General features: G+C 75.2%; 12 protein-coding genes. 6 read left to right on the top strand and 6 right to left on the bottom strand.

Features of this window, described 5'->3' with window-relative positions; translation table 11 throughout:
• The first annotated feature begins 49 nt into the window (after window positions 1-49).
• A complete protein-coding gene (locus tag I4I81_RS27475) occupies window positions 50-1,288 on the top strand; it encodes an isochorismate synthase (RefSeq protein WP_226363602.1) in 1,239 nt (412 codons plus the stop codon).
• Here I4I81_RS27475 and I4I81_RS27470 read toward each other — a convergent pair.
• From I4I81_RS27470 to I4I81_RS27455, 4 genes are all read right to left on the bottom strand, one after another.
• On the bottom strand, window positions 1,285-2,799 hold the full coding sequence (locus tag I4I81_RS27470; RefSeq protein ID WP_218604295.1) for an ATP-binding cassette domain-containing protein: 1,515 nt from the start codon (window positions 2,797-2,799) through the stop codon (window positions 1,285-1,287). The genes I4I81_RS27475 and I4I81_RS27470 overlap by 4 nt on opposite strands.
• A 144-nt stretch (window positions 2,800-2,943) precedes the next feature.
• Window positions 2,944-3,585: a response regulator transcription factor gene (locus tag I4I81_RS27465; protein WP_218604296.1), complete on the bottom strand. Its 642-nt coding sequence runs from the start codon at window positions 3,583-3,585 to the stop codon at window positions 2,944-2,946.
• Window positions 3,582-4,934 (bottom strand): sensor histidine kinase, encoded by a 1,353-nt coding sequence (locus I4I81_RS27460; protein WP_218604297.1) that lies wholly within the window; start codon window positions 4,932-4,934, stop codon window positions 3,582-3,584. Before I4I81_RS27460 ends, I4I81_RS27465 begins: the two co-directional genes overlap by 4 nt.
• A 203-nt stretch (window positions 4,935-5,137) precedes the next feature.
• Window positions 5,138-5,713, bottom strand: a complete 576-nt coding sequence (locus I4I81_RS27455; protein WP_218604298.1) for a signal peptidase I — start codon at window positions 5,711-5,713, stop codon at window positions 5,138-5,140.
• A gap of 207 nt (window positions 5,714-5,920) precedes the next feature.
• On the opposite strand from I4I81_RS27455, the gene I4I81_RS27450 reads away from it, so the two are divergent.
• From I4I81_RS27450 to I4I81_RS27435, 4 genes are all read left to right on the top strand, one after another.
• Complete coding sequence (locus I4I81_RS27450; RefSeq protein WP_218604299.1) at window positions 5,921-6,463, top strand: TasA family protein; 543 nt, start codon at window positions 5,921-5,923, stop codon at window positions 6,461-6,463.
• Between the two features lie 190 nt (window positions 6,464-6,653).
• The gene (locus I4I81_RS27445; RefSeq protein ID WP_218604300.1) at window positions 6,654-7,193 is read left to right on the top strand and encodes a TasA family protein; all 540 of its coding nucleotides are present in this window, start codon (window positions 6,654-6,656) and stop codon (window positions 7,191-7,193) included.
• A 173-nt stretch (window positions 7,194-7,366) separates the two neighbouring features.
• Window positions 7,367-8,677 carry a calcium-binding protein gene (locus tag I4I81_RS27440; protein ID WP_218616434.1) on the top strand — a complete coding sequence of 437 codons (1,311 nt, stop codon included), beginning with the start codon at window positions 7,367-7,369 and terminating at the stop codon, window positions 8,675-8,677.
• Window positions 8,678-9,141: 464 nt separating this feature from the next.
• Complete coding sequence (locus tag I4I81_RS27435) at window positions 9,142-9,312, top strand: hypothetical protein (RefSeq protein ID WP_218605622.1); 171 nt, start codon at window positions 9,142-9,144, stop codon at window positions 9,310-9,312.
• Between the two features lie 9 nt (window positions 9,313-9,321).
• On the opposite strand, the gene menD is transcribed toward I4I81_RS27435, so the two are convergent.
• The gene (gene menD, locus I4I81_RS27430; RefSeq protein ID WP_218605621.1) at window positions 9,322-10,863 is read right to left on the bottom strand and encodes a 2-succinyl-5-enolpyruvyl-6-hydroxy-3-cyclohexene-1-carboxylic-acid synthase; all 1,542 of its coding nucleotides are present in this window, start codon (window positions 10,861-10,863) and stop codon (window positions 9,322-9,324) included.
• Between the two features lie 77 nt (window positions 10,864-10,940).
• On the opposite strand from menD, the gene I4I81_RS27425 reads away from it, so the two are divergent.
• Window positions 10,941-12,026: an alkene reductase gene (locus I4I81_RS27425; protein ID WP_218605620.1), complete on the top strand. Its 1,086-nt coding sequence runs from the start codon at window positions 10,941-10,943 to the stop codon at window positions 12,024-12,026.
• A 157-nt stretch (window positions 12,027-12,183) separates the two neighbouring features.
• On the opposite strand, the gene I4I81_RS27420 is transcribed toward I4I81_RS27425, so the two are convergent.
• Window positions 12,184-12,879, bottom strand: coding sequence for a PIG-L deacetylase family protein (locus tag I4I81_RS27420; RefSeq protein ID WP_218605623.1), 696 nt, complete (start codon window positions 12,877-12,879; stop codon window positions 12,184-12,186).
• Window positions 12,880-13,105 lie beyond the last annotated feature (226 nt).

Genomic DNA, 13,105 nt, shown 5'->3' with positions numbered 1-13,105 from the left:
CCCCGGGGCGGACGAGCGTTCGGCCCCCGCGCCTCCTACGCTCGGAAACGTGACGATCGCTCCGCTACCGGCCGGTGTGCGCGTCCGAACCAGGCCTGTCGACGACCTCGGCGGCCTGCTCGAGCTGCTCCCCGACGCCCGTACCCCGAAGTCCTGGGTGCGCGGCGACGACGGTCTGGTCGGCTGGGGCGAGGTCGCCCGATGGACCGGGTCCGGGCCCGACCGCTTCGCCGACGCCGACGAGTGGTGGCAGGCGTTCGTCGACGGCGTGCAGGTCCGCGACGAGGTCGGCGAGCCCGGAACGGGGCCCGTAGCGTTCACCAGCTTCACCTTCAGCGACGACTCCGCCGGGTCGGTCGTCGTCGTCCCGCGGGTGGTCGTGGGGCGCCGCGGCGGCCGTGCCTGGATCACCGAGTTCTCCCACGGCGACGGCCCCTCCGGCGTCCACGCGATCGACCCGGTGCGGCCGGCGGGCACCCTGCGCTACTCCGACGGCCGGCTGCCCGTCGACCGCTACCGCGCCGCCGTCGCCGAGGCCGTGCGCCGGATGCGGGAGGGCGAGCTGGACAAGGCCGCGCTGGCCCACGACCTGCTCGCCGTCGCCGAGGCCCCGCTCGACCCGCGGCATCTGCTGGGCGGGCTCGCGCGCCGCTACCCGACGTGCTGGTCGTTCGCGGTGGAGGGGCTCGTCGGGGCCACCCCGGAGCTGCTGGTCCGGCGCACCGGAGACGTCGTCGAGTCCCGCGTGCTCGCGGGCACGATGTGGGCCGCCTCCCCCGGCACCGGCACGCTGGGCGACCGGTTGATGAGCTCGGCCAAGGACCGCCACGAGCACGCGCTGGCCGTCGACTCGCTCACCTCCGCGCTCGCGCCGCTGTGCGCCTCCCTCGACGCCCCCGCCGTTCCCGACGTGCTGACGCTGCACAACGTCTCCCACCTCGCCAGCGACGTCCGCGGCCGGCTCGACCCCCTCGGCCCCGCCTCGCTGCTGCGCCTCGCCGGGGCCGTGCACCCCACGGCGGCCGTCGGCGGCACCCCGCGCAAGATCGCCGTCGAGCTGATCACCGAGCTGGAGGAGATGGACCGCGGCCGCTACGCCGGGCCCGTCGGCTGGATCGACTCCCGCGGCGACGGTGAGCTCGGCATCGCCCTGCGCTGCGCCCAGCTCGACGGCCCCACCGCCCGCCTGTTCGCCGGGTGCGGGATCGTCGCCGACTCCGATCCCGACACCGAGGTGCGCGAGGCGGCGGCCAAGCTGGTGGCCGTCCGCGACGCGCTCGAGGGCTAGCCGAGCTCCAGACGCGGCCAGTGCGCCGTGTCGCGCAGCAGCCGCCGGTCGTGGGTGGCGAGCACGACCGCGGCCGCGGTGGTCTCCAGGGCCTCGGTGAGCTCGTCGACGAGTGCGGCCGAGAGGTGGTTGGTCGGCTCGTCGAGCAGCAGGACGTGCGGGAGGTCGGCGAGGACGCGGGCCAGGTCGAGGCGCCGGCGGGTGCCGACCGACAGCCCTTTCACGTCCTCCACCAGGCCGAACGCCGGGATCGCCGACCGTCCGGAGGCATCCGACTCCTGGGCCAGCCGGCCGACCCGGACACCACTGCCGCGGGTGACGGCCCCGGTGTCCGGTTCGAGGGATGCGCCCAGCACCGCGAGCAGCGTCGACTTCCCGGCCCCGTTCGGTCCGGTCACCACGAGCCGCGCCCCCGACGCCAGCGCGACATCGCAGGGCCGCGGCAACCGCCCGTCGACGGTCACCGCGTCGGCGCGCAGCAGCAGCCCGGGCCGGACCGGCAGCTCGGGCGGGGCGAACCGCAGCGGTGGCCGCGGCACCGACACCGTGTGCGCGGCGAGCTGTTCCTGCCGCCGGTGCACGGCCCGGACCAGCGCGGGAGCCCGTGTCGCCCGGGTGTGCTTGCCGGTGCCCTTGTCCGGGCGCCACCCGTCGCGCAGTCGGTTCTGCGCGGTGGAGAGGTCGTCGGCCAGGCGGCGGCGCTCCCCGATCTGGTCGAGGTGCAGCGCCTCCCAGCGCTCCCGCTCCGCCCGCCGCCCCGCGACGTACCCGGCGTAGCCGCCGCCGTAGGTGCGCGGGCGGCCGTCGGAGGTGGGGTCGAGGTCGAGCACGGTCGTCGCGACGTCGGCGAGCAGGGCCCGGTCGTGGCTGACCAGCACGACCGCGCCGGGGTGGTGCAGCAACCGGTCGGTGAGGTGGTCGAGCCCGGCGGCGTCGAGATGGTTGGTGGGTTCGTCGAGCAGCAGCACGTCGTGCCCCGCACCGAGCAGGCAGGCGAGCCGGACGCGGTGCCGCTGCCCGACCGACAGCGTCGCCAGCGCGCGCGACCGGTCGTCGACGGCACCGAGCGCGGCCAGCGACACCTCCACGCGCCGGTCGGCGCCCCACGCGTCGAGGGCGTCGACGGTGGCGAGCGCGGCGGTGTAGGCGTCGGTCGACCCCGGCCGGCCGGTGGCGAGCGCGTCCGCCGCCTCGTCGAGAGCGCGCAGCGCGGCGCGGACCGTGGCGAGCTCGACGTCGATCAGGTCGCCGACGGTGCCGTCGACGGGGAGCTGCTGGTCGGCGACCCCGAGGCTCCCCGAGCGGTGCACCCCACCCCGGTCGACGGGCAACCGCCCGGCCAGTACCTGCAACAACGTGGTCTTGCCGCGGCCGTTCTCGCCGACGACGGCGAGGCGGTCACCGGCGGAGGCGGTGAGGTCGACCCCGGCGAGCACGGGGCGCCCGCCGCGGGAGAGGTGGACGTCGACGGCGCTCACGTGGGCCGTTCGGACAGGGGACAGCCGGGACATGGGGGTACCTCGGGGTGATGGCAGGAACGACGGAAGGGCGCCGCGTCACGCGGCGCCTGTGGGGGTCTCGTCGTCGCTCAGTGGAAGAGCAGTTGCTGCATCACGGGTCGAGGATACGGCGGGAACGGCGGCGGGTCGCCCGGTTCATCCCTTCCGGGCCTGTGCGAGGGCGGACACCTCGAGCTGCGAGGTGACCTCCAGCTTCGCGAGGATCGACCGGATCTGGGTCCGGACCGTCGCCACCGAGACGACGAACTCCTCGGCGATGGCGGCCGGGCGGCGGCCCGCGGCGATGCGGTCGACGATCTGCAGCTCGCGCGGTGTCAGCCGGTCCCAGCGGTCCCGGACCAGGCGCCGCTCCTGCGACCGCACCGATGCCGTGGCCTCGATCCGCCTGCGCTCGTCGTCGCCGATCAGGGGGCGGCCCTCCGCAGCTCGGGTCGCTGCGGCGACCAGCTCGGGGAACGGGGCCGACTTGCGGACCCGTCCCAGCGCGCCCGCCGCGATGCCCGCGGCGATGCGGTCCTCGTCGGTCGAACCGGTGACCAGCACGACACGCCATCCCGAGCGACGCAGCCGCGGGACGAGGTCGACGCCGTCGAGGCCGTCACCGAGGTCGAGGTCGAGCAGCACGAGCGCCCCGGGCGCGGCGGGCACGTCGACGCGGGGCAGGAACTCGGCGGGCAGCAGCGCCGTGGCCTCGATCCCGCCGGAGCGCAGCGCCATCACGAGCGCGCCGGCGACGAGTGCATGGTCGTCGACGATGACGACCGGACCACCCGTCACGCGAGGACCGGGGTGCGGCACGCCGCGGCCGGCAGCTCGAGCACCGCCGTGCACCCGGCGCCGGAGACCAGGGAGAAGGTACCGCGGTGCCGCTCCACCAGCTCGGCGGTGATCGACAGGCCGAGCCCGCCACCCGACGACGCCGGCCCGCGCACGCCGCGTTGGAGTACGACCTCGGGTGGCGCGCACAACCCGGGGCCGTCGTCGGCCACCTCGATGCGCACCTTCCCGGCCTGCACACCTGCGCGCAGGGTCACCGATGCACCCGGTGCGTGCCGGCGGCAGTTGATCAGCAGGTTCGTGATCACCTGGGCGAGAACGGCCGGGTTGATCGCGGCCTCGGGCTCGCCGACGACGTCGACGTCCACGTCCAGCCCCGCCGCGCGGTGCACCACCGCCAGGTCCTCGAGGATCGTGGTGACCCGTGCCTCCGCCGGGCCCTGCTCGAGGACGGCGCCGTCGAGCATCTGCTGCAGGCGCGCGAGCTCCGCGGTCGCGGCCAGCAGCAGTTTGCGCCCGTCGTCGGACCGGCCCAGCTCGTCGTCGCGCAGGACGCTGGCCGCACCGTTCAGTCCGGCGACGACGTTGCGGAGCTCGTGGTCGCGCTCGGCGACGGACGCCATGACCGCCTCGACCTCGGCGAGCCGGCTGCGCGAGAGCTCCTGCTGGCGCCCGATCGCCCCGATCGCGGCCACCATCAGCGTCGTCGCTGCGACGAGGAGCATCGCGACCGCACCGAGCTCCAGAGCACCGGCGAGCAGGGGACGTCCGGTGAGCGTCCCGAGCGCGTGCGCGGACCCGAGCGCGGCGAACGCCAGACCGGTGCGTCGAAGCAGCGGATGACCGGCCGCCAGTCCCCTCCCGACCAGCAGCAGTCCGGCGGCGCCGACGACGGCCCACCCGGCGAGGTCGGTCCAGCGCACCAGATCGGGCGACGGGGTGTAGGCGGGCGCGAGCAGCGCCACCACCGCCATCGGCACCGTCCCGGCCACGGCGACGACCGAAACGCCGCGACCGCGGCCCATGCGCCACGACGGGCGGGCCGCGAGCACCAGAAGCCCGGCCACGGCGAGGACCGAGACACTGCCGACGATCGCCCACACCCCGCCCTCGGCACGCACGGCCTGGAGCCACAACGCCCCGGCGGTGTACACGCCGACGGCCGCGGCGACGCGACGGGCCCGACGGCTGGCGCTGAGCCAGGCCGCGACCCCCATCAGGATCGTGGCGGCGACGCCGGCGGCGAAGGTCAGCGTGCCGAGGCCCCGCTCCGGCATCTCTCGTCCCTGCAGGTGGCCCACGACGGCCACCGCGAGACCGACGAGGACCACCTGGAGGACGATCTCCACCGCGGCGGTGCATCGGTGACGCCGTCGTGCGACCGGACTTCGCTGCCCGGTGGAAGTGCTGGTCACGAACAGACCCCTCGGACGTACGGGGGCGATCGGCCACGCGGACCGATCGGGTGCTGGGGAGCTCCGGTCAGTCCTTCGTGTGTTCCGCCAGGGCGTTACGGCCGTACACGCTCCGTGTTCGTTCAGTGGACCACGGCTCAACGGTCCTGGCGCCTGCGCCGATCGGCGGTCACAGGCGTGCGCGAGCGGGGGACCAGCAGATACGCCGCCACGGCCAGCAGCGCCACACCGGCGGCGAAGTACACACCGGGCGGTGTGAGAAGTCGTTCCCTGAGCAACCCCACGTAGGGCACGTGGTACCACTGCACGCCGCGGACGTCGACGGCCTCGACGACACCCGGGTCGTCGGCGTTGTTCGCATCGCCCCGCGTCACGAACACCGGTCCGGGCTCGACCCCGACCACCCGGTGCGTGACGACCCGCGTCTCGACGCTGCCCTCGTCGCGGTCGGTGAACGTGATGACGTCGCCGACGACGATCTCCGCGGCCGGGCGCGGCCGGACGATCACGGTGGACCCGACCGGCAACGCCGGTTCCATGCTCCCGGACAGGACCGTCAACGGGGTGGCCCCGCCGATCGCCGGGACGATCGCGACGGCGACGGCGAGCCCGACCACCAGCAGCAGGGCCGTCGCGGCCGCCCACCCCAGCACCCGGCGCATCGGGTGCGGCTCGGGCTCACGCTCCCCCACGATCGGAATGCGCTCGGTCACCGGTTCCGCAGCCATCGTCCCCCCTCGGACACACGAAGAGCGCAGTATGCGGCCGCGTGGAAGCGCCTGTCGTACCTCAGATGAGGTACGTGCTGAGCAGGGCGAATACCCAGGTTGGGGTATGCGCGGCAGGGCCCGTCGCCGTCATCGTTCCCGGCAACGCGGTCCGACGGATCGCCCAGCACATCGCGATCCCGAGGAGCACCCGTGTCGATCCTGCAGAAGAACAAGAAGCTCGCCGCCGGCATCGGCGTCGCCGCCGTGGCCGCCGCCGCCATCGCGCTGGGCGCGGGCACCTACGCCGCGTTCACCGACACCGAGGCCGGCCCCGGCGGGACCCTCGCCGCCGGTACCCTCAACCTCGACGTCACGACGAACGGCTCGTCGACCATCGAGCTGTTCAGCGCCGACAACATCGCGCCCGGCTACGTCTCGCCCGCGCGGACCTTCACCATCAAGAACTCCGGAACCATCAACGGCGTCCTGAACGGCTCCTCGACGGTCACCGAGAACACCGGCGGCGATCTCGACAGCCAGCTGTTCGTCAGCGGCAGCTGCACGGGCACGCCCACGTTCAACAACGTGCCCGTGACCGCCCTGGCCACCACCTTCTCCAACGTGCCGCTCAACGCCGGCGCGTCGGCCAACTGCTCGCTGGTCTTCTCGTTCCCGGACGCCTTGAACAACAACCTGGCGCAGGGCGACAAGGTCGTCATCACCTCGACCCTGAACCTGACGCAGGCGCCCTGATCCCGGGACTCCACACGAGCGGCGGGCCGGAACTCCCGGCCCGCCGCTCCGTCGTCGTACAGCCCGCCGCTCCGACCGATCGGCCGCACCCGAGATACCCACGTTGAGGTATGCGCGGCACCTGGTCGTCGCGCCACCCTTGACGCAAACGCGGTCCTCCGGTCCGCACACCCGCATCACGAGGAGCACCGTGTCGATCCTGCAGAGGAACAAGAAGCTCGCCGCCGGGATCGGCGTCGCCGCGGTCGCGGCTGCCGCCGTCGCTCTCGGCGCGGGCACCTACGCCGCCTTCACCGACACCGAGACCGGTCCCGGCGGGACTCTCGCGGCCGGCACCCTGAACCTGGACATCGCGTCGACCCCGACGGCCACCACCCAGTTGTTCAGCGCGTCCAACATCGCACCCGGGTACGACTCGGGCCCGCTGGTCTTCACGCTCACGAACACGGGATCGATCGACGGCACGCTGCGGGGCGACGCGACCGTCGAGGAGAACACCGGCGGCGACCTGGACCGGGAACTGCGTGTGTCGGGCAACTGCCCGGGCACCGCCTCGAACTTCGCCGACCAGCCGGTCAGCATCCTGCTCACCGGGTTCAACGCCGACCTCGATGCGGGCCAGACCGTCACCTGCACGTTCCGGTTCACCTTCCCGGACGGGCCGAACAACAACGACGCCCAGGGCGACACCGTCACCATCGCCTCGACGTTCGTCCTGACCCAGAGGTAGATCGACTTCGCAGGGCGGGGCTGCCGCCCGGTGCCCCGCGATGTCCACGTCACACAGCACGTCCTGCACCCCGGCTGGTCCGGGACCGCGGGAGCATCACCGCTCATCCCGGGGGAACCGTGAACTCACGCCTTGTCGCCATCGCCGTCGTCGGTTCCGTGGCGGTGGTGGGCGTGGCTGTCACGGCTGCGCTCTCCGGGGGCACCCTCGCCTCGTTCTCCAGCACCGTCACGAGCTCGCCGAGCACCATCGGCGCCGCTCGGGTCACCCTCGGCGGTGGTGACGACGCCGGTCCGGAGCTCGGCTACACCGACCTCCGGCCGGGTGCGTCCCAGACCGTGGAGCTGACGGTCGCCTACGAGGGCACCGTCGCCGCGGAGATCGGGCTGTCGCTCACCCCCGCCGCCGGTTCGCCGTTCTGCGAGCAGCGCGACGGCAGGTGGGTCGCGAAGCCCGGAACGGCCGTGACCCTGAAGATCGGCAGCAACCCGGCCGAGAGCTACTGCTCCCTCTACGACGGGCGCGTGGTGCCCCTCGGCACCGCACAGCCGAGCGCGGAGCCCGTGCGCATCCCCGTCACGCTGACCCTCGCCGAGGGTGCCGCTCCCGGGTCGGCGGGTCTCGACCACACCGACGTCGCGACGATCCACGCCGAGGGCGGGTTCACCGACCGTGCGGACGGCCACCTCCGCGTCGCCACCGCCGCCGACCTCCCGTCGGACACCGCTCCCGCGCCGGTCTCCGTGGCGTTGGCCCTTCCCGGAGAGGCCCCGCCCCCCGACCTGGCCGACCCGGCCGGATCCGCCCGCGGCGAGGGCGGCGCCGCCGCAGTGGCACTTCCCGCCGAGTGCACCGCCGCCGGGATGACCGCCGCGGACTTCGTCGAGGTCATCGCGCTGGACCCGGCGAAACCGGTCTGGGACGCGGTGGTGAGCCGGGGTCGAGGCGCCGGCCCGTTCGTCGTGCTCGGCACCCCGGGCGACGACACGATCATCGGCTCGGCCGTCGACGACTGCATCGTGGGCGGGGCCGGCGACGACTCCCTCACCGGTGGCGACGGTGACGACGTGCTGATCGGTGGGGCCGGCGACGACGTCCTCCACGGCAACGCAGGCGCCGACATCCTCCTCGGCGGCCCCGGGCGCGACGATCTCCGCGGCGGCGACGGCCGCGACGCCTTCGACGGCGGACCCGGCAGCGCGACCTGTGACGCCCTCCCGACGGAGAGCACGGTCGCGTGCACGGCCCCTGCGCCCGCTCCGGCACCCGTGGCGCCCCCCGCCCCGGCTGCACCCGCACCCGCCGCCCCCGAACCCCGGCCCGAGTCGGCCCCACCGGTGGCTCCCGAGCCCGCGCCGCCCGCGCCGCAGTCGGCCGAGCCGGCGCCCGCTCCGCTGGTCGAGGAGGCTCCGTCGGTCGAGCCGAGCCCCACGGCCTCCCCCGCGGTCACCACCGAGGCCGCGCCGGTCGAGCCCGTCGCCTGATCACGACGCCGCGCCACGGCCTCCCGCAGCGCCGCGTGCACGTCGCGCGACGTCGCCCGCTAGGCGTGCACCTCCACCGCCCGGATCCCCGGCGGGAGGGTGTCGGACCGCACCTCGTGTGGATCCCCGGCGATGTCGAGGTCCCCGGCCGATCCCGGCCGCCGCGCCGGAACACCTCGTCCGCACGGCCGCACGATGGTCGCGCGGGATCGTCGTCGGGGCGCTGGTCATGGGGGTGGGCGCCACCGCGGTGCTGCCGGTCCCCGCGTCGGCGACGGCACTGGCGATCGCCGGGCACTCCTCGGCGCGCTCGGCGCGTTCGCCCCGCCGCTGTTCGCGTTCGCCGTCTGGTTCGGCGGCTGGCCCGCGCTGCGCCAGGGTGGGCGGCTGTTGCTCGCCGAGCCCGGCTGCGCCGCACTGGTGGCGGCCGGCCGGGACGGGCCGCCGCGCGCCGACTCGTCGGGATGGCGGCACGGCCCTCGCTCGCGGCCGTCGCGACGCTCGGCGCGCTCATCGCCTTCACCGTGACCGCACCCGATCCGCAGGCCGCGACCGCCGAGGTGCTGCGGGTACTGCTCGCGCTGACGGTGCCGCACATGCTCGTGATCGGGTGGCTGGGCCGCCGCGCCCGGTGACCGGTCGGGTCACCGCCGCGCCACGGCCTCCCGCAGCGTCGCGTGCCCGCCGCGCAACGTCGCCCGCTCCGCGCGCACCTCCACCACCCGGATCCCGGACGGCGGATCGAGGCGCAGGCCCAGCGCGTGCTCGACGCCCATCGCCGTACACAGGGCGGCCAGGTCGACGTCCTGCGGCGTGCCGAACATGCGCTCGAACGCCGCCGAGTGCTCGGCCGCGCCCTGCTCCAACAGGCCGAAGATGCCGCCACCGGAGTCGTTGAGGACCACGATCGTCAGGTCCGGGCGGGGTTCGCCGGGCCCGATCAGCAGGCCGGTGGTGTCGTGCAGGAACGTCAGGTCGCCCATCAGCGCGTAGCTGGGGCCGTCGTGCGCGAGCGCCGCGCCGACCGCCGTCGACACCGTGCCGTCGATGCCGGCCACACCGCGGTTGGAGTGCACCGTCAGCCCGGGTCGCGGGACGGCGGCCAGCGCGACGTCCCGGACGGGGTTGGACGAGCCGAGGACGAGCTGGGCGCCGTCGGGCAGGGCGGCCACCACCGCGCGGGCCAGGCGGAGGCCGACGGGGGCATCCCCCAGCGAGCGGTCGAGAGCGGCGGAGGCGGCCGCGTCGGCGGTGCGCCACCGGTCGAGCCAGCCTGCGGGGGGCGTCAGCCCGGGCAGTGACCCGACGGCCCGGACCGTGCCGGGCACGTCGGTCCACGGCCCGTCACCGGCGAGCGCGTACACCGCGACGGCCGGGTCGGCGAGCAGCCGGGCGACTCCGCGGTGCAGCGTCGGGCGGCCGGCGACGACCACCTGGGCCGGGCGCAACGCCGGGTCGTCGAGCAGCCACGGCCCGGCGCGCACCGCGTCCGGCCAGGCCGCCGACGACGGCTCCGCGACGACGGGAGCCGCCACCCCGCTCAGCGCGGGCGCCCCGGGACCGGCGATCACCAGGGTGGGGGCGGACGGGTCGAGCGGGAGCGGGTCGGCGGTCCGCGCGTGGGGCGTGACCGCCGTCCACGGGGCACCGCCCGCGCGCCCGTCCGGGAACCCCGGCCCCGACGGCACCAGCGGCTCCGTGAACGGCGCGTTGAGGTGCGCGGGACCGCCGACCGCCAGCACCCGGGAGACGACCGAGCGCCAGTGCGCGTTGCCGCCGGCGAGCGACGCGGTGACGGTCGGCAGGCCCAGCACGCCGTCCTGCTCGATCGTCTGGCTGGCCCCGGTGCCGATCAGCTGCGGGGGCCGGTCGGCGGTGAGCGCGATCACCGGGACCCCCGAGTAGGCCGCCTCCAGCATCGCGGGGTGCAGGTTCGCGACGGCGGTGCCGGACGTCGTGCAGACCGGGACCGCGCGCCCCGACCGCAGCGCCAGGCCGAGCGCGAGGAAGCCCGCCGTGCGCTCGTCGATCCGGACGTGCAGCCGCAGCAGGCCCGCCGCGTCGGCGTCGTGCAGGGCGAACGCCAGCGGCGCGTTGCGCGAGCCGGGGCAGAACACCGCGTCGGTGACGCCGCCGCGCACCAGCTCGTCGACGAGCACGCGGGCCATCGCCGTCGAGGAGGTCACCGCGCGAGCCTAAACCGTGATCATCCGCACGGCCCGGCACGGAACAGCACGCGCGACCCGGATGGTTGAGACCTCACGTGACTCAGAAGCCGCTCACGTCCGACAGCCCGCTCCTCCAGCCGGTCACCGCCGGTGCGCTGCAGGCGAAGAACCGTCTCTGGATGGCGCCGCTCACCCGCAACCGCGCCGACGCCGACGGCACCCCGAACGACCTGTCCGTCGAGTACTACCGCCAGCGCGCGGAGGCGGGCGTGATCGTCAGCGAGGGCAGCCAGCCGTCCGCGGTGGGCCAGGGCTACCCCAACACCGCCGGCGCCGTGACCGACGCCAACGAGGCCGGTTGGGCGCGCGTCGCCGATGCCGTCCACGCCGACGGGGGCCTGCTCGTCGTCCAGCTCATGCACGCGGGCCGCATCTCCCACACCTCGACGATCGCCGGGCAGACGCCCGTCTCGTCGACCGCCACGCAGGCCGCGGGCCAGATCTTCACCGTCGACGGCCAGCAGGACCACACGCCGCCGCGCGCGCTCGCCACCGACGAGCTGCCCGGGGTGGCCGCCGAGTTCGCCGACGCCGCGCGCCGCACGGTCCGCGCCGGTGCCGACGGCGTCGAGCTGCACGCCGCCAACGGCTACCTGCTCCACCAGTTCCTCGCCGACGGCGTCAACGACCGCACCGACTCCTACGGCGGCTCGCCGGAGAACCGCGCGCGCTTCGTCGTCGAGGTGGCGAAGGCCACGGCGGACGCGATCGGCGCCGACCGCGTCGGCATCCGCCTCTCGCCCGGGCACCCGTTCAACGACATCACCGAGGACGACCTGTCGGTCTACGAGACCCTCGTCGCGCAGCTCGCCGACCTCGGCCTCGCCTACGTCCACCTGCTCGCCGAGGCCGACGACCCGATCGTCGGCAAGCTGCGCGCGGTGTGGCCGGGCACGTTCGTGCTCAACACCGGCTTCGGCGTCGACGACGCCCGCGACGAGATCGAGCGGCTGCTGGCCGACGGCGTCGCCGACGCGGTGGCGGTCGGACGCCCGTTCCTCGCCAACCCCGACCTCGTGACGCGCTGGACCCAGGGCGCCGACCTGAACGAGCCGGACCAGGAGACGTTCTACGGCGGCGGCGCCGAGGGCTACACCGACTACCCCCGACTCGCGGGCTGAGACCCCGCGGGCCCACCACGGCCCGCGGTGACGAGGGCGGGCGTCCGGGCGATCCCCGGACGCCCGCCCCGTCAGTAGCGGCACACTCGGCGGGCGGCCGCGGCACACTCGCCGGGCCGGAACGGCACACTCGCCGGTGGGGTCCGCGCCGGCGGGCTCACAGGGCGATCAGCTCGAACGCCGTCGCCAGCGTCGCCCCCGGCAGGAGCGCACCGTCCGCCTCCGCGATCGGCCGCAGAAAGCTCCCCGGGTCGGACATGTCCCCTTCGAGCGCGTCGAGGTAGGCGCGGTGCGCGGCGAGCGAGGCGACGCCGCGGTCGAAGTGCTCGCCGACGTCGACGGCGTGCGAGTTCTGCGGTGACGCCGCGACCGCCACCCAACGCACCCCCGTCCACGGCTCCCCCACCTCGGGGAAGAGCCAGCGGTTGCCCGCGTCGCGCGCCGCGTCGAGGACGGCCCGCCCGACGGCGACGTGGTCGGCCATGTTGTACCCGCCGCCCGGCCAGGTCTCGTGGAAGTTGCCGGTGACGACCAGCTCGGGTCGGTGCCGCCGGATCGCCGCGGCGATGTCGCGGCGCAGCGGGATCCCGTGCTCGATCAGCCCGTCGGGGTGGTCGAGGAACTCGACGACGTCGACGCCCACCTCCGCCGCCGCGGCCCGCTGCTCGGCCTCGCGCAGCGGCCCGCACTCCGCCGGCGGGAGCGTGTCGATCCCCGCCTCCCCGCGCGTGGCCAGCAGGTACCGGACGTCCTTGCCCTCCGCCGTCCAGCGGGCGATGGCGGCCGCGCCGCCGTACTCCAGGTCGTCGGGGTGTGCGACGACCGCCAGCGCACGGGTCCAGTCGGTGGGCATCGGCTCGTAGGTCACGCCGCTTATCGTGGCCCGACCGGGGACCGCGATCTACCCGACATCGGGCAGCGGTGCGACGACCGCGCAGACCCGCGGTCACCGCGCAGGGCGCCGGCGGTCTGCGCGGTGACGCGGGGGTCTGCGTGGTGACGCGGGGGTCTGCGCGGTGACCGCCCTGGCGCGCCGCACCGCCGGGGACGCCCCGGGGAGACCCGTTCCGGCCGCCGGG

The sequence above is a fragment of the Pseudonocardia abyssalis genome (genome assembly GCF_019263705.2).
GTDB lineage: Bacteria > Actinomycetota > Actinomycetes > Mycobacteriales > Pseudonocardiaceae > Pseudonocardia > Pseudonocardia abyssalis.
This window is presented reverse-complemented; position numbering and strand designations above follow the sequence as displayed.

Excerpts from the sequence above, each read along its gene's own strand:
- I4I81_RS27470 (WP_218604295.1), bottom strand. The coding sequence starts at position 2,799 with ATGTCCCGGCTGTCCCCTGTCCGAACGGCCCACGTGAGCGCCGTCGAC.
- I4I81_RS27435 (WP_218605622.1), top strand. The coding sequence starts at position 9,142 with ATGGCGGCACGGCCCTCGCTCGCGGCCGTCGCGACGCTCGGCGCGCTC.
- I4I81_RS27420 (WP_218605623.1), bottom strand. The coding sequence starts at position 12,879 with ATGCCCACCGACTGGACCCGTGCGCTGGCGGTCGTCGCACACCCCGAC.